The sequence below is a fragment of the Escherichia sp. KTE96 genome, assembly GCF_000408525.1.
In the GTDB taxonomy this organism is placed as follows: domain Bacteria; phylum Pseudomonadota; class Gammaproteobacteria; order Enterobacterales; family Enterobacteriaceae; genus Escherichia; species Escherichia marmotae.
Genome location: NZ_KE137147.1, coordinates 305,903 through 325,883, shown reverse-complemented (window position 1 = coordinate 325,883; position 19,981 = coordinate 305,903). Strand labels below are relative to the sequence as shown.

Here is a 19,981-nt window from a genome sequence, read left to right as displayed (position 1 = left end):
GCGATGTGCTCTGGCCATATATGTCAGATGCGGCCTAAACGCCTTATCTGACCTACGTTCGGCACCACCAGGTCTTACTTAACCCCATCAGCGCTCATACGGTCGCGAATATGCTGGGCGCGCTCCGCGGATGCTGGATGGTCGTCAAACATTGAGCTTTGACGGCCTTCTTCCAGCTTCGCCAGTTTTTCAAAGCTGGTGGCAAGGCCTGCCGGACTGATGCCGCGTTGGCGCAGCAAGTCATAGGAGTAATCGTCCGCCTCAGCTTCCTGACGCTGGGAGAATTGCGAATTGACTAATTTCTCGCCCAGATCGCCTAGTTGTGATTGAGATAAACTACCGACAATCCCGCCCGCCGATGCCGCAGCTACTCGCACTGCGTTTGTTCCAAGCGCGACCTGCATCCCTTTCTTCACATGGCCTAACGCCACGTGTCCCATTTCGTGACCGATCACCGCTTCGACTTCGTTATCAGTCATCATATCCATCAGTCCGCTATAAACACGGATGCAGCCGTTGGCCATCGCAAAGGCGTTCACATCCTTTGCCATATACACTTTGTAATTTACCGGCTGACCGTTGATATTGTTGCCCAGCGCGTTGGCAATAGTGGCCAGACGTTTAGCATATTCGCTACTGGCTGGCGCAATCGTCGCCTTACTGTCCATCTCCTGACATGCCTGATCGCTCAGGGCTTTGACCTGCGCATCACTCAGAGTGTAAGCCTGAAAAGCTTCCGCTCCTGATGAGAGCAGCCCACTGGAGTCCATATTCTGGCAACCGGTCAATACCGTTGCCACGCTCATTGCTATCAATAAGGCGCGAATTTTCATGTTTTCTCTTCCGCACAAAGTCAGGATTATTCTAAAAATGCGCCGTTTGCAGGTGAATCGACGCTCAGTCTAAGTATAAGGAAAAGCGCAGCGGACGGGCGAGCAGATTGCGCAACATGCGAGCATGATCCAGAGATTTCTGAACCGGCAAAAGGATGTTCCATGTACATGACGCGTGGCTTGCGGTAAATTGTTGGCAAATTTTCCGGCGTAGCCCAAAACGCGCTGTCGTCAAGTCGTTAAGGGCGTGCCCTTCATCATCCGATCTGGAGTCAAAATGTCCTCACGTAAAGAGCTTGCCAATGCTATTCGTGCGCTGAGCATGGACGCAGTACAGAAAGCCAAATCCGGTCACCCGGGCGCCCCGATGGGTATGGCTGACATTGCCGAAGTCCTGTGGCGTGATTTCCTGAAACACAACCCGCAGAATCCGTCCTGGGCTGACCGTGACCGCTTCGTGCTGTCCAACGGCCACGGCTCCATGCTGATCTACAGCCTGCTGCACCTCACTGGTTATGATCTGCCAATGGAAGAGCTGAAGAACTTCCGTCAGTTGCACTCCAAAACTCCGGGCCACCCGGAAGTGGGCTACACCGCAGGTGTAGAAACCACCACCGGTCCGTTGGGTCAGGGTATTGCTAACGCAGTCGGTATGGCGATTGCAGAAAAAACGCTGGCGGCGCAGTTTAACCGTCCAGGTCACGACATTGTCGACCACTACACCTACGCCTTCATGGGCGACGGCTGCATGATGGAAGGCATTTCCCACGAGGTTTGCTCTCTGGCGGGTACGCTGAAGCTGGGTAAACTGATTGCGTTCTACGATGACAACGGTATCTCTATCGATGGCCATGTTGAAGGCTGGTTCACCGATGACACTGCAATGCGTTTCGAAGCTTACGGCTGGCACGTAATCCGCGGTATTGACGGTCACGACGCTGCCGCTATTAAACGCGCAGTAGAAGAAGCGCGAGCAGTGACTGACAAACCGTCTCTGCTGATGTGCAAAACTATCATTGGTTTCGGTTCCCCGAACAAAGCCGGTACGCATGACTCCCACGGCGCGCCGCTGGGCGATGCGGAAATTGCACTGACTCGTGAGCAGCTAGGCTGGAAATACGCGCCGTTCGAAATCCCGTCTGAAATCTATGCTCAGTGGGATGCGAAAGAAGCCGGTCAGGCGAAAGAGTCTGCATGGAACGAGAAGTTTGCGGCTTACGCGAAAGCTTACCCGCAAGAAGCGGCTGAATTTACCCGTCGTATGAAAGGTGAAATGCCGTCTGACTTCGACGCGAAAGCGAAAGAGTTCATTGCTAAACTGCAGGCTAATCCGGCTAAAATTGCCAGCCGTAAAGCGTCTCAGAATGCCATCGAAGCATTCGGTCCGCTGTTGCCGGAATTCCTTGGCGGCTCCGCTGACCTGGCTCCGTCTAACCTGACCCTGTGGTCTGGCTCTAAGGCAATCAACGAAGATGCTGCTGGTAACTACATCCATTATGGTGTTCGCGAATTTGGTATGACCGCGATTGCCAACGGTATCTCCCTGCACGGTGGCTTCCTGCCGTACACCTCCACCTTCCTGATGTTCGTGGAATACGCACGTAACGCTGTACGTATGGCTGCACTGATGAAACAGCGTCAGGTGATGGTTTATACCCACGACTCCATCGGTCTGGGCGAAGACGGCCCGACTCACCAGCCGGTTGAGCAGGTTGCTTCTCTGCGCGTGACCCCGAACATGTCTACATGGCGTCCGTGTGACCAGGTTGAATCCGCCGTTGCGTGGAAATATGGCGTTGAGCGTCAGGACGGCCCGACCGCGCTGATCCTCTCCCGTCAGAACCTGGCGCAGCAGGAACGTACGGAAGAGCAACTGGCAAACATCGCGCGCGGTGGTTACGTGCTGAAAGATTGTGCCGGTCAACCGGAACTGATCTTCATCGCCACCGGTTCTGAAGTCGAGCTGGCGGTTGCAGCATACGAAAAACTGACTGCTGAAGGCGTGAAAGCGCGCGTAGTTTCCATGCCGTCTACCGACGTGTTCGACAAACAGGACGCGGCTTACCGTGAATCCGTACTGCCGAAAGCCGTCACCGCACGCGTTGCAGTGGAAGCAGGTATTGCTGACTACTGGTACAAGTATGTTGGCCTGAACGGTGCTATCGTCGGTATGACCACCTTTGGTGAATCTGCTCCGGCAGAGCAACTGTTCGAAGAGTTCGGCTTCACCGTTGAAAACGTGGTAGCGAAAGCAAAAGAACTGCTGTAATTAACACTATGGTGTGTGAAGAGCCGCAAATGCGGCTCTTTTTTATTTGGTTGAGATAAACGGAACGGTACTGCCAGGGATCATGGTATCGGGCAGTTTTCCGTCCCAGCGTTCGGCAGTGGTAAGGGCAACAAGCCCTGGGTTATCTCGCAGAGCTTCACCGCGCAGGCGGATAGCTTCTGCTTCAGCCCCACTTTTTAAACGAATAGTTTCTGCTTCTGCCGCGCCTCTTACGCGAATCGTCTCTGCTTCTGCTTTGGCTGCCGCCAGTTTACTGTCTGCTTCTGCCTGCGCCTGAGTTACCGCAATTTGTGCCTGGATTTTCTCTGTTTCCAGATTTTGTTTCCGTGTGGCAATGGCGACTTCCGCTTTCATACGATCTTCAATTGATTTTTCATAAGCGTCCGAAAAATCAATATTTTCAATCTGGACCCCGTCAATCACCACCGGACCAACAACGGCTTTGCGCATTGCATTTTGCAGATCCTGAACCAGTTTCGTGCGATCCTGTACAGCGCTGATGGCCGTATATTGACCGAAAACGTTCTCCAGTTGGGTTGGCAACTGGCGAACAATCAGGCGATCTTTTAATGCTTCAATGGTGTTGTAGGTGGTATAAACCGCGCCTGCTTCCGAAGGCTTAATATGGAAACTGACTGACACAGTCATTTGTGCGGGTTGCTGGTCGCGGCTGTATGCCTGTAATCCCTGATAGACAACAGCCTGATTACGCGTGGAAATTTTCTCTACGCTTTCCATAAACGGGATCTTAAAACCCAGCCCCGGATCGGCAACTTTTACTATTTTTCCATAGCGCAACAAAATACCACGTTCACCTTCATTCACGGTGTAATACGACAGAAATGGCAGCACAATAACGGCAAGTACGCCAATGGCGATGGCAAGCGATTTTTGTGGGCGGAATGAGGTTATTGAAACAGGTGCTTTCATGTGAGTCTTCCTTGAGTGAAGTGTGGAAATATGTCACATGAGGTGAGAAGAAAACAGCCAACAGTCGAGAATTCAGAATCTATAAAGGGGGAATGGCGGAAAACCAACGAATGAAATAAGTATGTTTTCGAACATTCAATAAACAAATGGTGATATGCATCACGAATGTAATAACGTATAAAATATCTATTATGTGACATACATATCAAATATATAGTTGACTTGCGTAAAATTATTTTTATGTCATTGTTATTTAATGCTTTGCTATTTTGGCTCGTGGAGTTTGTGTTTTCACGTGCACAATTGCTTTCATTAAGTCGCACGAGTATTTTATTTTTACCGCCGGACAGCACCCTAAAAATAAAATAAGGATAATTTATGCGGCTTATTGATTATTTCCCGGAATCATCAATCTCAGTTATATCTTCAGCAAAAGACTGGCAGGATGTTATCGATTTTTCGATGGCGTCATTGTTAGCAAAAAATTATATCAACGAGAATTACATTCAGTCTATTAAAGACTCAACTACCCGCAACGGGCCTTATTATATTCTCGCGCCGGGCGTAGCAATGCCCCATGCACGACCGGAATGTGGGGCGCTTAAAACCGGGATGTCACTGACATTACTCGAACAGCCAGTTTGTTTCCCCGGAAGTGATGAACCGATCAAATTACTCATCGGGCTTTCTGCTGCCGATGCTGATTCGCACATTGGTGCTATTCAGGCGTTAAGTGAATTACTGTGCGAAGAAGAAATACTCGAACAACTATTAACAGCAACATCAAAAAAACAATTAGCGGACATTATCAGCCGCGGATAATTACTCTCTCCTCTACAGGATAATATTATGGAAAACAAGTCTGCTCGTGCAAAGGTCCAGGCTTTTGGTGGCTTTTTGACTGCAATGGTCATCCCCAATATCGGTGCTTTCATTGCCTGGGGTTTTATTACTGCTTTATTTATTCCTACGGGTTGGATGCCTAACGAACACTTCGCCAAAATTGTTGGCCCCATGATTACCTATTTATTGCCCGTGATGATTGGTTCTACCGGTGGTCATCTGGTCGGCGGTAAACGCGGTGCGGTCATGGGGGGAATAGGGACGATTGGTGTGATCGTCGGTGCGGATATTCCGATGTTTCTCGGTTCGATGATCATGGGGCCGTTAGGTGGTCTGGTCATAAAATATGTCGATAAAGCACTGGAAAAACGCATACCTGCTGGTTTTGAGATGGTTATCAATAACTTCTCATTAGGTATTGCCGGGATGATCCTCTGCCTGTTGGGCTTTGAAGTCATCGGTCCGGCAGTGTTAATTGCCAATACTTTCGTCAAAGAGTGTATTGAGGCGCTGGTACATGCGGGTTATCTACCTCTGCTGTCAGTCATCAATGAACCGGCAAAAGTGCTTTTCCTTAATAATGCGATCGATCAGGGCGTCTATTACCCGTTGGGAATGCAGCAGGCATCGGTTAACGGTAAATCTATCTTCTTTATGGTGGCGTCCAATCCTGGGCCGGGTTTAGGCTTGCTGCTGGCATTCACTCTGTTTGGTAAAGGGATGAGCAAACGCTCTGCGCCTGGTGCGATGATTATTCACTTCCTCGGTGGCATCCACGAGCTGTATTTTCCGTATGTATTGATGAAGCCGTTGACCATTATCGCCATGATTGCAGGCGGTATGTCTGGCACCTGGATGTTCAATTTGCTGGATGGCGGCCTGGTGGCAGGTCCTAGCCCGGGTTCTATTTTTGCTTATCTGGCACTGACGCCGAAAGGCTCGTTCCTGGCGACAATTGCCGGTGTTACGGTCGGTACTCTGGTGTCCTTTGTCATCACATCCCTGATACTGAAGATGGAAAAAACGGTGGAAACGGAGAGCGAAGATGAGTTCACCGAGTCAGCCAATGCGGTAAAAGCTATGAAGCAGGAAGGTGCATTTTCATTAAGTCGTGTGAAACGTATTGCCTTTGTTTGTGATGCGGGAATGGGCTCCAGCGCAATGGGGGCAACCACCTTCCGCAAACGTCTGGAAAAAGCCGGACTGACCATTGAAGTAAAACATTACGCCATAGAAAACGTGCCTTCGGATGCTGATATCGTCGTCACTCACGCCAGTCTGGAAGGACGAGTGAAACGTGTGACGGATAAACCGCTGATATTGATTAATAACTACATTGGCGATCCAAAACTCGACACTTTATTTAATCAATTAACCGCCGAACATAAAAACTGATTGCAGAGGTAAAAATGAAAACCAAAGTTGCTGCTATTTATGGCAAGCGGGATATCCGTCTGCGTGAATTTGAGTTACCCGAAATTACTGATAATGAACTGCTGGTCAGTGTAATTTCTGATAGTGTTTGTTTATCCACCTGGAAAGCAGCGTTGCTTGGTAGCGAACATAAACGGGTGCGGGACGATTTAGAAAATCACCCGGCGATCACCGGGCATGAATGTGCCGGAGTCATTGTTGAAGTGGGTAAAAATCTTACCGACAAATATAAAAAAGGTCAGCGATTTGTTTTACAGCCTGCGATGGGGTTACCCAGCGGATATTCTGCGGGATACAGCTACGAATATTTTGGTGGTAATGCCACCTATATGATTATTCCTGAAATCGCGATTAATTTAGGCTGCGTATTACCGTATCACGGCTCTTATTTTGCTGCGGCGTCGCTGGCGGAGCCGATGTGCTGCATTATTGGCGCTTATCATGCTAATTATCACACTACGCAATATGTTTATGAGCATCGAATGGGCGTCAAATCTGGCGGCAATATTGCGCTACTGGCGTGTGCTGGCCCGATGGGAATTGGCGCTATCGATTACGCCATTAACGGCGGCATTCAACCATCACGGGTGGTAGTGGTCGACATCGATGAAAAACGGCTGGCACAAGTACAGAAGCTGCTGCCGGTGGAGATGGCGGCCAGCAAAGGGATTGAGCTGGTATACGTGAATACCAAAGGGATGAGCGATCCGGTACAGATGCTGCGGTCGCTGACAGGAGATGTCGGGTTCGATGATGTTTTTGTCTATGCGGCGGTGCCTTCGGTCGTTGAGATGGCTGATGAATTGCTGGCGGAAGATGGTTGTCTGAACTTCTTTGCCGGGCCAACGGATAAAAACTTCAAAGTGCCGTTTAACTTTTACAACGTGCATTACAACAGCACTCACGTCGTTGGGACGTCCGGTGGTTCTACGGATGATATGAAAGAGGCGATTGCCCTTAGCGCCACGGGGCAGTTGCAGCCGTCGTTTATGGTGACCCATATTGGTGGCCTGGATGCGGTGCCAGAAACCGTACTCAATTTGCCGGATATTCCCGGCGGTAAAAAACTCATTTATAACGGCGTCACCATGCCGCTGACCGCCATTGCCGATTTTGCCGAAAAAGGGAAAACAGATCCGCTGTTTAAAGAGTTGGCGCGACGGGTTGAGGAAACGCACGGCATCTGGAATGAACAGGCCGAGAAATATCTGCTGGCACAATTTGGCGTTGATATCGGGGAGGCCGCGCAATGATGTCCCTTGCGTGGCCATTATTTCGCGTTACTGAACAGGCCGCGTTGGCTGCCTGGCCGCAAACCGGATGTGGCGACAAAAATAAAATTGATGGCCTGGCGGTTACCGCGATGCGTCAGGCATTAAACGACGTCGCTTTTCGTGGGAGAGTGGTTATCGGTGAGGGGGAAATTGACCATGCGCCGATGCTGTGGATTGGCGAAGAGGTTGGCAAAGGTGATGGGCCAGAAGTCGATATCGCGGTTGATCCGATTGAAGGCACCCGGATGGTGGCGATGGGGCAGAGTAATGCCCTGGCAGTAATGGCCTTCGCCCCACGAGATAGCCTGTTACACGCGCCCGATATGTATATGAAAAAACTGGTCGTTAACCGACTGGCTGCAGGAGTGATTAATCTGTCTTTGCCCCTGACGGATAACTTGCGCAATGTGGCAAAAGCATTGGGCAAACCATTGGATCGATTACGCATGGTTACGCTGGATAAACCCCGTCTTCATGCCGCGATTGAAGAAGCGACGCAACTGGGCGTGAAAGTATTCGCCCTGCCGGATGGCGATGTTGCTGCCAGTGTGCTGACTTGCTGGCAGGATAATCCTTACGACGTGATGTACACCATCGGTGGTGCGCCAGAAGGCGTTATTTCTGCCTGTGCAGTCAAAGCGTTAGGTGGAGATATGCAGGCAGAGCTTATTGATTTTTGTCAGGCCAAAGGTGATTACACGGAAAATCGGCAGATTGCACAACAGGAGCGCCAGCGTTGCAAGGAAATGGGGGTTGAGGTCAACCGTGTGTACTCGCTCGACGAACTGGTGAGAGATAAAAATATCCTCTTTAGCGCCACGGGTGTGACGGGCGGAGAGCTGGTGAACGGTATACAACAGATGGCGAATGGGGTGCGGACGCAGACATTACTGATCGGTGGCGCAGACCAAACGTGTAATATAATAGACTCCCTGCATTGATGGTGATCTATCGGAAGACGAATGGCGACGCTGACAGAAGATGATGTGCTTGAGCAACTGGATGCACAGGACAATTTATTGTCATTTATGAAAACTGCGCATGCCATTTTGCTCCAGGGGATACGCCAGTTTCTGCCGTCGCTGTTTGTCGATAACGATGAAGAGATCGTGGAATATGCAGTGAAGCCGTTGCTCGCCCAAAGCGGCCCGCTTGACGATATTGATGTTGCGCTGCGTTTGATTTATGCGCTGGGGAAAATGGATAAATGGCTGTACGCCGATATTACGCACTTTTCTCAATTCTGGCATTACCTGAACGAGCAGAATGAAACGCCCGGATTTGTCGATGACATTACCTGGGATTTTATCAGCAACGTTAATAGCATAACCCGTAATACTTCCCTCTATGATGCGTTGAAAGCGATGAAGTTCGCTGATTTCGCGGTCTGGTCAGAGGCGCGTTTTAGCGGAATGGTCAAAACGGCGCTGACGCTGGCAGTAACGACAACTTTAAAGGAATTAACGCCGTGAAAATCGAACTGACGGTGAATGGACTAAAGGTACAGGCGCAGTACTCTGATGATGAAATTGAAAATGTACATAAACCGCTACTGCGTATGCTGGCGGCCTTACAGGCGGTAAACCCGCAGCGGCGTACGGTGGTATTTCTGAGTGCTCCACCAGGGACGGGTAAATCTACCTTAACTACCTTCTGGGAATATCTCGCACAACAAGATCCCGAATTACCCGCTATTCAGACGCTCCCGATGGATGGTTTTCACCATTACAACATCTGGCTGGATGAGCATCAGCTTCGCCCTTATAAAGGCGCGCCGCAAACGTTTGACGTGGCGAAACTGGCGGAAAATCTGCGTCAGGCCGTGCAAGGCGACTGTACGTGGCCGCAGTATGATCGACAAAAACATGATCCGGTAGAAGATGCGTTGCACGTTACCGCGCCGCTGGTCATCGTCGAAGGAAACTGGCTATTGCTGGATGACGAGCAGTGGCGCACGTTAGCGCAATTTTGTGATTTCTCGATATTTATCAACGCGTCCGCATCTGCGTTACGGGAACGACTGGTGGGGCGCAAGTTGGCGGGGGGATTATCGCAGGCAGATGCTGAAGCTTTTTATGAACGTACCGACGGGCCGAATGTTCGTCGGGTGCTGGAACAGAGTCGGCCTGCAAATTTGACCTTAATGATGACGCCTAACGGTGAATACTGTCTGGCAGATTGACCTCCCTCACTACACCACCTTCCAGTCGCATGACGCGAGAAAAATGACGCCGGGTAAATGCGGCGTCATGACTGATTGCCACCACACTCGTGCCACGAAGGCGGCACTTTTCCAGCCAGCTTTCAAATACTGCCAGCCATTGGGCATCAAAATCCCGGCTCGGTTCGTCAAGTAATAACAGCGGCGGGGCGAGAGCTTCCAGGCAGGCGACGGCCACCATCCGTCGCTGGGCGCTATGCAGATCTAACGGATGAGCGCTGGCAACATCTGTTAACTGACAGCATTGCAGGACAGCGTCGGTGCGTTGAGCAATTTCATCAGTTGGGCATTTTTGCAGTTTCAAACCAAATGCGATCTCTTCCGCGACGGTACTGTGAAATAACTGGTTTTCCGCTTCCTGAAACAGCACACCAATGTTTGTCGCGCGTTGGCGGTTCTTGAGTGTATGTAGCGCCAGATGTTGCAACATTACCGTGCCGGACGAAGGGGGTAGAAGACCCGCCATGATACGCAACAGGGTCGATTTTCCCGCGCCATTGTCGCCGGTCAGCGCCAGCCATTCACCTTTTTTGAGTTGTAGAGAAATGTTGCAAAGACAATCCGTTGCTGCGTCAGGCCAGCGATAAGTTACCTGATTTAACGTTAACATAATGGCTGGAGTGCTCCGTTTTGCAGTTGCCACGCTTGCTGGCAGTAGTTCAGGAAAGGTGTTTGATGGCGTTCAAAAAGAATAATCAGCGAATCACGTTTCAACGCCCAGTGTTGTAAGCGCTGCAACAGCATTTCGCTGGCCTGCGACGTCAGTCGGCTAAAGGCTTCGTCGAGAATTAAAATCTTAGGTTGCATCGCGATAGCACAAGCGATGACCACGCGTTGGGTTTCCCCGCCGGAGAGTGTTGCCGGATGGCGATGACGCAATGGCTGGCACCCGGTCAGAGTCAGAGCGGCGTCAATACGCGCCATAATCTCTGCTTCAGCAAGACACAGATTTTCTGGCCCAAACGCGACTTCTTCTTCCACGTTGAAGGTACAGCCAGAAAGCTGCAAGTAGGGGGATTGCTGGACGAGTTGAATGGTCGCAGATTGTTCGTTGAGTGAGCGTTGCCCAATGGGCGTATCGAGGAGCATTCCCGTACCAGCTATGTCACCCGGCAAGAAGTCGGGATACCAACCCGCCATCAGTTGCGCCAGCGTGCTTTTGCCACTGCCGTTGTCCCCAAAGATGGCGATCATCCCCGGTTCGTCATAGTAAAAGTCATAACAGAACGGAGGAATTGTTGAGTGTGTCGGGCAATAGCGAAACTGTTCTAACGTAACCATATCCACGCTCCGAATTCTGCCAGCATCAGCAAGATCATGGTGTAACGCGCCACTTTTTCCAGGTTACTGTCAGGTGGTGCCCACAGCGTAGTGCGCCGGTTGTGGAGTCGAAATGCCCGCATATCCAGCGCCGCGCCGCGGATCGCCAGATCGTTAAGCGCATTATGAGTTAGCGGAATAATTAACGCGGGCATCGCACGTAAACGTTGATACCAGCCTTCATCCAGCGGCACGCCGCGAGCGCGTTGTGCTTCATAAATAATCGCTAATTGTCGTTTTAACTGCTCAACGACCAATAACGGCCCGGCAAACAGATAAGCGACGCCCGGCGGCAGGCGAGAAGCAAACAAAGCGCGGATAAAACCTTGCACGGGGACGAATTGCATCCACAACTGTGAAGTTGAAACAATAGCCAGAATACGCAACCAGAGCGTAATGGCATGTGCCCACCGTTCTGGAGAGCGTGGCGCGTCACTTATCCATTCTGTCAGCCAGCCACCGTGCACCAGCCACAGACCGACGCCCAGCGAAAACATCAGCCAGGTGACATATTTTGCCCGCCGCCGCGTGGCCTTTAGCGCGATAAGGCAGAAAAAGGTCGCCGCGCTATAGATCGGCAAAATGGTCTGCGCGGGCAGGATAAGCGTGGTGCAGGCAGCCAGCGCCCACAATGTTAATGAGGTAAACGGATGCATTTAGCGCACGGCGGCCATCATTGGAAAATGGCGTGTGGTGCGAATCGGTAGTTGTCGCAGTAAAAGCCAGACAATCACCGCCGTGAGAATTTTATCGACCAGGTTAGCGCCTATCACCGTAATCGCCACTGATTCCACCAGGTTTTGCCCCATTGAATGTATCCAGGCGACGAACAAATCCGCTCCGCTACCGGTTACTCCGCCAAACAAGGCTGTACGCAGCGGCACGGCAACAATTGTCACCGCAAGAGTAATAATCACTCCGCTGACAATGACTTTCGGCAGAGTACGGAACCAACCCGCTCGTGCCAGCCAACCCGCGACCAGACCGATGACCATCGCCACGGGGGCAAAAGCGGCGGCGATCGGGTCAGTCAGTAACCCCCAGAGTAAATTGGTCAGTAAGCCGGTCAGCATACCGATCACTGGACCAAGCAGTACCGCGCTAATAAGCGTGCCGATGGAGTCGAGAAAAATAGGCAATTTGACTATGCTGGCCAGTTGACCGCCGATCATATTGATGGCGATAGAGATAACGATCAGCACCAAAGCCTGACTGGAAAAGTGGCGACGCGCCATAAGAAAACCTCTCTAAAGGGTGTTATTTAACAGGGGAAATATGCAACTCGTCGTAACCAGAAAGCGCGCAAGGCTGGCGACTGAATGCCAGTTCTTCCAGGCTACCGATCACCAGTTCAAGGGTGGTGCGCACGGTACAGCCAGGCATCATATGACCGCCGAGCATTGCGCCGTGTGGGTCTGAAATGCAGAGATGAAGATGTTCACCTGTCTGTTCCAGTGTGCCGTTCAGTGCGATTACTTCAAACTTACCGCGAAGATGAGTGGTGTTTTCTTGCCCGGCATAGCGTAAGGCGACGTCAGTCAGACTGCCGGTACAACCCGCAATCCACGCGGCGTGAAGTTGTTGCTGTCGCGCGAAGGCGCGTAATTGAGAGAAAACTTCCTGATCGGGAAGCAGGCGCAGCGCGTAAAAGCGCGCAGTTGAAGAATAAAGGTGGGGCAATGTCATCATTGAAGTACTCCGAAACTCGGACGTATTGCGGATGATATCGACGCGACATCAGTCATATTCTGATATAAATCAGGGTTTATGACGGCACAGCGAAAAGATTTTGCTACGCTTATTCGTGATTCTGCAAAGTGGAATAATTCCTGGCATACCATGGCCAAAAACGTGACGTAAGTCAGATAATTGTCTTCTTTGACTGGACAATCATTCCTTTTATTCCGCGTTTCGCTTATCCTAGCTGAAGCGTTTCAGTCGATTAAATGTTCGACAATTAACCAATCAGTCGCAATTTGCGACAGGTAAGGTTTTCCCGAACGATTTGCTGGACTACTCTGTCTGGCAAATTTGCTTTGAGAAAGCCTTGCAGGAGACCTATGACCGTACGCGTAGCGATAAATGGCTTCGGTCGCATCGGGCGTAATGTGGTTCGTGCTGTGTATGAATCCGGACGCCGGGCGGAAATCACCGTGGTGGCAATCAACGAACTGGCGGATGCTGCGGGCATGGCGCATTTGTTGAAATATGACACCAGTCATGGCCGTTTTGCATGGGAAGTGCGTCAGGAACGCGATCAACTTTTTGTTGGTGATGACGCCATCCGCGTATTGCATGAACGTTCACTGCAATCGCTCCCCTGGCGTGAACTTGGCGTCGATGTGGTGCTCGATTGCACCGGCGTGTATGGCACCCGCGAGCATGGCGAAGCGCATATTGCCGCCGGGGCCCAAAAAGTGCTCTTTTCACATCCTGGCAGCAACGATCTCGACGCAACTATTGTTTATGGCGTCAATCAGGATCAACTTCGCGCGGAACACCGCATTGTTTCTAACGCTTCCTGTACCACGAATTGCATAATTCCCGTCATCAAATTGTTAGATGATGCGTACGGCATTGAGTCCGGCACTGTGACCACAATTCACTCCGCCATGCACGATCAGCAGGTTATTGATGCGTACCATCCCGACCTGCGCCGCACTCGGGCCGCCAGTCAGTCGATCATCCCGGTCGATACTAAACTGGCCGCCGGTATCACGCGTTTTTTCCCGCAGTTTAACGATCGCTTTGAAGCGATTGCGGTACGTGTGCCAACCATTAATGTGACGGCAATCGACCTGAGCGTGACGGTGAAGAAACCTGTAAAAGCCAATGAAGTCAACCAGTTGTTGCAAAAGGCAGCACAAGGTGCATTTCATGGTATAGTTGACTATACGGAATTGCCGTTGGTCTCTGTAGATTTTAACCACGACCCGCACAGTGCCATTGTCGATGGCACCCAAACCCGGGTCAGTGGCGCACACCTGATCAAAACGTTGGTCTGGTGCGATAACGAATGGGGCTTTGCTAACCGAATGATCGACACGACGTTAGCGATGGCCGCTGTTGCTTTCAGGTAAGACGCAAGCAGCGTCTGCAAAACTTTTAGAATCAACGAGAGGATTCACCATGTCTGTAATTAAGATGACCGATCTGGATCTTGCTGGGAAACGTGTATTTATCCGTGCGGATCTGAACGTACCAGTAAAAGACGGGAAAGTAACCAGCGACGCACGTATCCGTGCTTCTCTGCCGACCATTGAACTGGCCCTGAAACAAGGCGCGAAAGTGATGGTAACTTCCCACCTGGGTCGTCCTACCGAAGGCGAGTACAACGAAGAATTCTCTCTGCTGCCGGTTGTTAACTACCTGAAAGACAAACTGTCTAACCCGGTTCGTCTGGTTAAAGATTACCTCGACGGCGTTGACGTTGCTGAAGGTGAACTGGTTGTTCTGGAAAACGTTCGCTTCAACAAAGGCGAGAAGAAAGACGACGAAACCCTGTCCAAAAAATATGCTGCACTGTGTGACGTATTCGTAATGGACGCATTCGGTACTGCTCACCGCGCGCAGGCTTCTACTCATGGTATCGGTAAATTTGCTGACGTTGCGTGCGCAGGCCCGCTGCTGGCGGCTGAACTTGACGCGCTGGGTAAAGCACTGAAAGAACCTGCTCGTCCGATGGTGGCTATCGTTGGTGGTTCTAAAGTTTCTACCAAACTGACCGTTCTGGATTCCCTGTCTAAAATCGCTGACCAGTTGATCGTTGGTGGTGGTATCGCAAACACCTTTATCGCGGCACAAGGCCACGATGTAGGTAAATCTCTGTACGAAGCAGACCTGGTTGACGAAGCAAAACGTCTGCTGACCACCTGCAACATCCCGGTTCCGTCTGATGTTCGCGTAGCAACTGAGTTCTCTGAAACTGCTCCGGCTACCCTGAAATCTGTTAACGACGTGAAAGCTGACGAGCAGATCCTGGATATCGGTGATGCTTCCGCACAGGAACTGGCTGAAATCCTGAAGAATGCGAAAACTATTCTGTGGAACGGCCCGGTTGGCGTGTTCGAATTCCCGAACTTCCGCAAAGGTACTGAAATCGTGGCTAACGCTATCGCAGATAGCGAAGCGTTCTCCATCGCTGGCGGCGGCGACACTCTGGCAGCAATCGACCTGTTCGGCATTGCTGACAAAATCTCCTACATCTCCACTGGTGGCGGCGCATTCCTTGAATTCGTAGAAGGTAAAGTACTGCCTGCAGTAGCGATGCTCGAAGAGCGCGCTAAGAAGTAAAAAATCACAGGGCAGGGAAACCTGCCCTTGTTTCAGCGCGCTCATGTAGCACGCACTTTTTCTCAAGCCCGACGATACAGGACAAAGAAACATGTCTAAGATTTTTGATTTCGTAAAACCTGGCGTAATCACTGGTGATGACGTACAGAAAGTTTTCCAGGTAGCAAAAGAAAATAACTTCGCACTGCCAGCAGTAAACTGCGTCGGTACTGACTCCATCAACGCCGTACTGGAAACCGCTGCTAAAGTTAAAGCGCCGGTTATCGTTCAGTTCTCCAACGGCGGTGCTTCCTTTATCGCTGGTAAAGGCGTGAAATCTGATGTTCCGCAGGGGGCTGCAATCCTGGGCGCTATCTCTGGTGCGCATCACGTACACCAGATGGCTGAACACTACGGTGTTCCTGTAATCCTGCACACTGACCACTGCGCGAAGAAACTGCTGCCGTGGATCGACGGTCTGCTGGACGCAGGTGAAAAACACTTCGCAGCTACCGGTAAGCCGCTGTTCTCTTCTCACATGATCGACCTGTCTGAAGAATCTCTGCAAGAGAACATCGAAATCTGCTCTAAATACCTGGAGCGCATGTCCAAAATCGGTATGACTCTGGAAATCGAACTGGGTTGCACTGGTGGTGAAGAAGACGGTGTGGACAACAGCCACATGGACGCTTCTGCACTGTACACCCAGCCGGAAGACGTTGATTACGCATACACCGAGCTGAGCAAAATCAGCCCGCGTTTCACCATCGCGGCTTCCTTCGGTAACGTACACGGCGTTTACAAGCCGGGTAACGTGGTTCTGACCCCGACTATCCTGCGTGATTCTCAGGAATATGTTTCTAAGAAACACAACCTGCCGCACAACAGCCTGAACTTCGTATTCCACGGCGGTTCCGGTTCTACTGCTCAGGAAATCAAAGACTCCGTAAGCTACGGCGTAGTGAAAATGAACATCGATACCGATACCCAATGGGCAACCTGGGAAGGTGTTCTGAACTACTACAAAGAAAACGAAGCTTACCTGCAGGGTCAATTGGGCAACCCGAAAGGCGAAGATCAGCCGAACAAGAAATACTACGATCCGCGCGTATGGCTGCGTGCTGGTCAGACTTCGATGATCGCTCGTCTGGAAAAAGCATTCCAGGAACTGAACGCAATCGACGTTCTGTAAGATATTCCTTTCTGCTTATCTCAAGGCCCGCTCTGCGGGTCTTTTTTTCGCCAAAAGCAAAATTGCCTGATGCGCTACGCTTATCAGGCCTACACGTATCCTGCAATATATTGAATTTGCAGGTTTTTGTTGGCCGGGTAAGGCGTTCACGCCGCATCCGGCATGACAAAGCGCACATTGTCATATGTCTGAGCCCCACTCTGCGGGGCTTTTTTTCGCCAAAAGCAAGGTGATGTACTTAAGAAATTTGTGATCTATTTGGCAAAATTATACTTTATTGTTTACCCTTGTCAGACTGCCCGTCATAAGGCGGCGGAGTGTATTTCTCCATTTTGAGTCAGTTGAAAAGGAATATTGAATGGAAGATTTGAATGTTGTCGATAGCATACACGGTGCAGGTTCCTGGTTGGTGAATAATCAGGCGCTGTTGCTGAGTTATGCTGTAAACATCGTGGCGGCTCTCGCGATTATCATCATTGGTTTGATTGTCGCGCGGATGATTTCCAATGCGGTGAATCGCCTGATGATCTCCCGTAAAATTGATGCCACCGTTGCTGATTTTCTTTCTGCATTAGTCCGTTACGCAGTTATTGCCTTTACGCTAATTGCTGCGCTGGGTCGCGTGGGCGTACAAACCGCATCGGTTATCGCCGTACTGGGTGCCGCAGGTTTAGCTGTAGGTTTGGCGTTGCAGGGTTCGCTGTCTAACCTGGCCGCTGGCGTGTTGCTGGTAATGTTCCGCCCGTTCCGTGCCGGTGAATATGTTGACCTCGGCGGTGTTGCCGGTACTGTGCAGAGCGTGCAGATTTTCTCTACGACTATGCGCACCGCAGACGGTAAAATTATCGTTATTCCGAACGGTAAAATTATTGCCGGTAATATTATTAACTTCTCTCGCGAGCCGGCGCGCCGTAACGAATTTATCATTGGCGTGGCGTATGATTCTGATATCGATCAGGTTAAGCAGATCCTGACTGATATTATTCAGTCCGAAGATCGTATTTTAAAAGATCGTGAAATTACCGTGCGTCTGCATGAACTTGGCGCATCCTCGGTTAATTTTATCGTTCGTGCCTGGAGCAACAGCGGTGATCTGCAAAACGTGTACTGGGACGTGCTGGAACGTATTAAACGCGAGTTTGATGCTGCTGGTATCAGCTTCCCATATCCGCAAATGGATGTGAACTTCAAGCGGGTGAAAGAGAATAAAGAGAGCGATGCGGTAACGCGTTAATCATGTAAAGCGCCCATAAGATTCATGGGCGCACTAACAATTCAATGGATTGTTCTATCAAGAAGATTGGCAACTTTTTGCATCACTTCCCTGGCATTGTCTATACCTTCAGCTTTCTGCTTTGCTACCCACTGAGCTTGTTCTTGCTGATAACCAATCGCTTTCCGCCAGGCCTCCAGTTCTGCTTTTGTCAGATAGCGAACATGTGTGCCTTCCTGTTCAAGCGTTTTTACCATGTTGATCAGATTGTTATCTAATGCCTGGCCCAGCGCCTTCTGGGTTGTAATAGCAGCTCGCTGAATCGCCTCGCGATCTTGAGTACTGAGGCTTTCCCAGGTGTGTTTATTCATCGTCAAAAGATAAACATGGCCGAGCCAGAGCGAAGGAGAGAGCAACACATTCGGCGCAGCACGTTCAGCATGGATGTCATACCCACTATCGAGATTGACCATTAAGCCATCGAGTTTCCCGTCGCGGAGTGCTGTCGTAATTTGCTCATTCCACGGTAAGGTTACGGTTTTTGCTCCTGTATTAACTAAATAAGCCCGATGCCAGAAACTGGCTGTTCGCCAGGAAGTTCCCTGAAGAGCGGTTAATTTCATAATGGGTTTGGTAGAAAAAAAGCCTACCGGATAGCCAAGGAAAAATTGTAAGTTCACGACATTGTTACGCTCAATTTCAGCGTTAAGTTCGGGAATTTCTGCATATACGCGACGAAAGAATTCTACCTGACTGGCTCCATGCTCCGGGCCAATAGCAAAGCTCTTGAATATTTGATGAAGCGGTAATTGTTTCGCTGTGTATTCTGGCACCACTATACCCATATCAGCTTTGCTGCCATCACTTATCGTCGCCAGTGCGTCATAGCTGATGGCGATTTCACCGTTCCAGTGAGGTTCAATTTTCAAACGTCCTTGTGACTCTTTTCCAATTTCTGCAAATAATACCTCTTTAATGAGTTGTGTACGCATTCCACCATAAGGTTCATGATCGGTATAGCGAAGTATTTTTTCAGCAGCAATGTTGGGGAAAGATACCAGAAGTAACCCTGATATCAGAGAAAATAAAAAGTGTTTGAATGTCATATCAGTTCCTTCTGTAATTTTGTTGATCGTCGTTAATATTAAAAGCAGTGAACTTTAACAACTAAAATCAAACTTCATATTTTTAAAGTCCAGCCAGGCATTACCTGTGCCAAAATTATACCCGCCGAAATACTCTTCAAACTCAATATAATAAGGCGACATTCCGTCTGGTATAGGCTGCACGAGCGCCATCGAACCACCGAGATGATCGGGCAGATGTGCGCTATGCCACTGGAGAGGTTCACATTTACTCTTTCCCTCTGCATCTTTAGAAAAATAATGAATGGACTGATATTCCGTATCATTTCTTTCTGAGGGGCTAATTCCCGCATTAGGATCAAAAGCGCGCGGCTCGCATGAAATCGCCAGATTGAACGCCAGCGACTGCTCAGGAATGGTGCCCAATTTACGGTAAATAAAATTGCTTTCAGGCGTATCTTTTGGTCTGACGTTAGCCTGAAAATAACTAAATGCACTGCCAATAGTCATCCATTCTGGCGTATCTTGCTGGTCGCGATAGTGGTCAGGTATAAGTTCAGGTGGCTCGCAAAATGGGCCGTTGAACTCGTACTGGGTTAGTAAAATTACCGCATAAGAACAACCTAATATATCTGCCATCCGAAATAGCCGTGGATGTCGTTGCTTTTCTGCCAGCCAAAAAACATAAAGATTTGGATCTTCTGGGGGCGTGCAGGATTCAAAATTTTCAAACACATCCAATATTTCTTCTGTACACGGAGTTCCGCCATCGTTGTGTTCTGGCGCAACTGCAAAGAAAGATAACGCGACAACCTCTGGTCCATAAATCCGATAGTCCTCTGGCAATAGTAGGGTAAATCCATGATTCAATGGGAAACCATTATTTGGATCCAGCGGCCACTGTTCGGGTGTTATGCCTGGTGGTAGTCCAAAGCACCAACCTTGTTGTTGCGGCATATTTTCGCGGATAGGGTAGGGGAGCAGAGTGAGATCATATGATTGCATTGTGTTAGTCCTTTACAACGCGAGCAGGGAAGCGAGCCATAACGTCGTTTACGCCATGAGGAATGTTGA

20 protein-coding genes are annotated in these 19,981 nt (G+C 50.1%); 11 read left to right on the top strand and 9 right to left on the bottom strand.

Annotated features, from left to right (window positions below; translation table 11 throughout):
* Nucleotides 1-74: 74 nt before the first annotated feature.
* A complete protein-coding gene (gene loiP, locus A1WG_RS16675) occupies nt 75-833 on the bottom strand; it encodes a metalloprotease LoiP (RefSeq protein WP_000701822.1) in 759 nt (252 codons plus the stop codon).
* Nucleotides 834-1,110: 277 nt separating this feature from the next.
* On the opposite strand from loiP, the gene tkt reads away from it, so the two are divergent.
* Nucleotides 1,111-3,102: a transketolase gene (gene tkt, locus A1WG_RS16680; RefSeq protein WP_001517051.1), complete on the top strand. Its 1,992-nt coding sequence runs from the start codon at nt 1,111-1,113 to the stop codon at nt 3,100-3,102.
* Nucleotides 3,103-3,144: 42 nt separating this feature from the next.
* Here the strand turns inward: tkt and A1WG_RS16685 are convergent, their stop codons facing one another.
* Nucleotides 3,145-4,053 (bottom strand): prohibitin family protein, encoded by a 909-nt coding sequence (locus A1WG_RS16685; RefSeq protein WP_001517050.1) that lies wholly within the window; start codon nt 4,051-4,053, stop codon nt 3,145-3,147.
* Between the two features lie 378 nt (nt 4,054-4,431).
* On the opposite strand from A1WG_RS16685, the gene cmtB reads away from it, so the two are divergent.
* From cmtB to A1WG_RS16715, 6 genes are read left to right on the top strand one after another with little or no spacing between them, the layout of a single operon-like run.
* Nucleotides 4,432-4,875, top strand: a complete 444-nt coding sequence (gene cmtB / locus A1WG_RS16690; RefSeq protein ID WP_001236708.1) for a PTS mannitol transporter subunit IIA — start codon at nt 4,432-4,434, stop codon at nt 4,873-4,875.
* A 27-nt stretch (nt 4,876-4,902) separates the two neighbouring features.
* On the top strand, nt 4,903-6,291 hold the full coding sequence (cmtA, locus tag A1WG_RS16695; RefSeq protein ID WP_000428837.1) for a PTS mannitol transporter subunit IICB: 1,389 nt from the start codon (nt 4,903-4,905) through the stop codon (nt 6,289-6,291).
* A gap of 14 nt (nt 6,292-6,305) precedes the next feature.
* On the top strand, nt 6,306-7,583 hold the full coding sequence (locus A1WG_RS16700; RefSeq protein ID WP_001517049.1) for a zinc-binding dehydrogenase: 1,278 nt from the start codon (nt 6,306-6,308) through the stop codon (nt 7,581-7,583).
* The gene (glpX, locus tag A1WG_RS16705) at nt 7,580-8,545 is read left to right on the top strand and encodes a class II fructose-bisphosphatase (protein WP_001517048.1); all 966 of its coding nucleotides are present in this window, start codon (nt 7,580-7,582) and stop codon (nt 8,543-8,545) included. The genes A1WG_RS16700 and glpX overlap by 4 nt, the downstream gene beginning before the upstream one ends.
* Before the next feature lie 21 nt (nt 8,546-8,566).
* On the top strand, nt 8,567-9,076 hold the full coding sequence (gene fumE, locus A1WG_RS16710) for a fumarase E (RefSeq protein WP_001517047.1): 510 nt from the start codon (nt 8,567-8,569) through the stop codon (nt 9,074-9,076).
* Nucleotides 9,073-9,786 carry a nucleoside/nucleotide kinase family protein gene (locus A1WG_RS16715; protein WP_001517046.1) on the top strand — a complete coding sequence of 238 codons (714 nt, stop codon included), beginning with the start codon at nt 9,073-9,075 and terminating at the stop codon, nt 9,784-9,786. The genes fumE and A1WG_RS16715 overlap by 4 nt, the downstream gene beginning before the upstream one ends.
* Here the strand turns inward: A1WG_RS16715 and A1WG_RS16720 are convergent.
* From A1WG_RS16720 to A1WG_RS16740, 5 genes are read right to left on the bottom strand one after another with little or no spacing between them, the layout of a single operon-like run.
* Nucleotides 9,758-10,435 carry an ABC transporter ATP-binding protein gene (locus tag A1WG_RS16720; protein WP_001517045.1) on the bottom strand — a complete coding sequence of 226 codons (678 nt, stop codon included), beginning with the start codon at nt 10,433-10,435 and terminating at the stop codon, nt 9,758-9,760. The two genes, A1WG_RS16715 and A1WG_RS16720, sit on opposite strands and share 29 nt — an antisense overlap.
* Nucleotides 10,429-11,106: an ABC transporter ATP-binding protein gene (locus tag A1WG_RS16725; protein WP_001517044.1), complete on the bottom strand. Its 678-nt coding sequence runs from the start codon at nt 11,104-11,106 to the stop codon at nt 10,429-10,431. Before A1WG_RS16725 ends, A1WG_RS16720 begins: the two co-directional genes overlap by 7 nt.
* Complete coding sequence (locus tag A1WG_RS16730; protein ID WP_000553213.1) at nt 11,094-11,801, bottom strand: energy-coupling factor transporter transmembrane component T; 708 nt, start codon at nt 11,799-11,801, stop codon at nt 11,094-11,096. Before A1WG_RS16730 ends, A1WG_RS16725 begins: the two co-directional genes overlap by 13 nt.
* Nucleotides 11,802-12,380, bottom strand: coding sequence for an ECF transporter S component (locus A1WG_RS16735; protein WP_000113901.1), 579 nt, complete (start codon nt 12,378-12,380; stop codon nt 11,802-11,804). It abuts the gene before it with no gap.
* A gap of 22 nt (nt 12,381-12,402) precedes the next feature.
* The gene (locus A1WG_RS16740) at nt 12,403-12,834 is read right to left on the bottom strand and encodes a PPC domain-containing DNA-binding protein (protein ID WP_001517043.1); all 432 of its coding nucleotides are present in this window, start codon (nt 12,832-12,834) and stop codon (nt 12,403-12,405) included.
* Between the two features lie 371 nt (nt 12,835-13,205).
* On the opposite strand from A1WG_RS16740, the gene epd reads away from it, so the two are divergent.
* The 4 genes from epd (at nt 13,206) to mscS (ending at nt 17,843) form a co-directional block, all read left to right on the top strand.
* Nucleotides 13,206-14,225: an erythrose-4-phosphate dehydrogenase gene (gene epd, locus A1WG_RS16745; RefSeq protein ID WP_000218495.1), complete on the top strand. Its 1,020-nt coding sequence runs from the start codon at nt 13,206-13,208 to the stop codon at nt 14,223-14,225.
* 49 nt (nt 14,226-14,274) lie between these two features.
* A complete protein-coding gene (pgk, locus tag A1WG_RS16750) occupies nt 14,275-15,438 on the top strand; it encodes a phosphoglycerate kinase (RefSeq protein ID WP_000111269.1) in 1,164 nt (387 codons plus the stop codon).
* A 91-nt stretch (nt 15,439-15,529) separates the two neighbouring features.
* On the top strand, nt 15,530-16,609 hold the full coding sequence (gene fbaA, locus A1WG_RS16755; protein ID WP_000034375.1) for a class II fructose-bisphosphate aldolase: 1,080 nt from the start codon (nt 15,530-15,532) through the stop codon (nt 16,607-16,609).
* A 358-nt stretch (nt 16,610-16,967) separates the two neighbouring features.
* A complete protein-coding gene (mscS, locus tag A1WG_RS16760) occupies nt 16,968-17,843 on the top strand; it encodes a small-conductance mechanosensitive channel MscS (protein WP_000389807.1) in 876 nt (291 codons plus the stop codon).
* A 41-nt stretch (nt 17,844-17,884) separates the two neighbouring features.
* Here mscS and dctP read toward each other — a convergent pair whose 3' ends face one another.
* Together dctP and A1WG_RS16770 are read right to left on the bottom strand one after the other, a co-directional pair.
* Nucleotides 17,885-18,928 (bottom strand): TRAP transporter substrate-binding protein DctP, encoded by a 1,044-nt coding sequence (gene dctP / locus A1WG_RS16765; RefSeq protein WP_000142897.1) that lies wholly within the window; start codon nt 18,926-18,928, stop codon nt 17,885-17,887.
* A gap of 54 nt (nt 18,929-18,982) precedes the next feature.
* A complete protein-coding gene (locus A1WG_RS16770) occupies nt 18,983-19,912 on the bottom strand; it encodes a hypothetical protein (RefSeq protein WP_001517042.1) in 930 nt (309 codons plus the stop codon).
* Nucleotides 19,913-19,981: the final 69 nt, after the last annotated feature.

What these genes read in the sequence shown, in the direction of transcription:
- fbaA (WP_000034375.1), top strand. Translation starts at nt 15,530, where the DNA reads ATGTCTAAGATTTTTGATTTCGTAAAACCTGGCGTAATCACTGGTGAT.
- tkt (WP_001517051.1), top strand. Translation starts at nt 1,111, where the DNA reads ATGTCCTCACGTAAAGAGCTTGCCAATGCTATTCGTGCGCTGAGCATG.
- pgk (WP_000111269.1), top strand. Translation starts at nt 14,275, where the DNA reads ATGTCTGTAATTAAGATGACCGATCTGGATCTTGCTGGGAAACGTGTA.
- cmtB (WP_001236708.1), top strand. Translation starts at nt 4,432, where the DNA reads ATGCGGCTTATTGATTATTTCCCGGAATCATCAATCTCAGTTATATCT.
- A1WG_RS16740 (WP_001517043.1), bottom strand. Translation starts at nt 12,834, where the DNA reads ATGATGACATTGCCCCACCTTTATTCTTCAACTGCGCGCTTTTACGCG.
- mscS (WP_000389807.1), top strand. Translation starts at nt 16,968, where the DNA reads ATGGAAGATTTGAATGTTGTCGATAGCATACACGGTGCAGGTTCCTGG.
- A1WG_RS16730 (WP_000553213.1), bottom strand. Translation starts at nt 11,801, where the DNA reads ATGCATCCGTTTACCTCATTAACATTGTGGGCGCTGGCTGCCTGCACC.
- glpX (WP_001517048.1), top strand. Translation starts at nt 7,580, where the DNA reads ATGATGTCCCTTGCGTGGCCATTATTTCGCGTTACTGAACAGGCCGCG.
- A1WG_RS16770 (WP_001517042.1), bottom strand. Translation starts at nt 19,912, where the DNA reads ATGCAATCATATGATCTCACTCTGCTCCCCTACCCTATCCGCGAAAAT.
- epd (WP_000218495.1), top strand. Translation starts at nt 13,206, where the DNA reads ATGACCGTACGCGTAGCGATAAATGGCTTCGGTCGCATCGGGCGTAAT.
- dctP (WP_000142897.1), bottom strand. Translation starts at nt 18,928, where the DNA reads ATGACATTCAAACACTTTTTATTTTCTCTGATATCAGGGTTACTTCTG.
- A1WG_RS16685 (WP_001517050.1), bottom strand. Translation starts at nt 4,053, where the DNA reads ATGAAAGCACCTGTTTCAATAACCTCATTCCGCCCACAAAAATCGCTT.
- A1WG_RS16725 (WP_001517044.1), bottom strand. Translation starts at nt 11,106, where the DNA reads ATGGTTACGTTAGAACAGTTTCGCTATTGCCCGACACACTCAACAATT.
- A1WG_RS16735 (WP_000113901.1), bottom strand. Translation starts at nt 12,380, where the DNA reads ATGGCGCGTCGCCACTTTTCCAGTCAGGCTTTGGTGCTGATCGTTATC.
- A1WG_RS16720 (WP_001517045.1), bottom strand. Translation starts at nt 10,435, where the DNA reads ATGTTAACGTTAAATCAGGTAACTTATCGCTGGCCTGACGCAGCAACG.
- cmtA (WP_000428837.1), top strand. Translation starts at nt 4,903, where the DNA reads ATGGAAAACAAGTCTGCTCGTGCAAAGGTCCAGGCTTTTGGTGGCTTT.
- A1WG_RS16700 (WP_001517049.1), top strand. Translation starts at nt 6,306, where the DNA reads ATGAAAACCAAAGTTGCTGCTATTTATGGCAAGCGGGATATCCGTCTG.
- fumE (WP_001517047.1), top strand. Translation starts at nt 8,567, where the DNA reads ATGGCGACGCTGACAGAAGATGATGTGCTTGAGCAACTGGATGCACAG.
- loiP (WP_000701822.1), bottom strand. Translation starts at nt 833, where the DNA reads ATGAAAATTCGCGCCTTATTGATAGCAATGAGCGTGGCAACGGTATTG.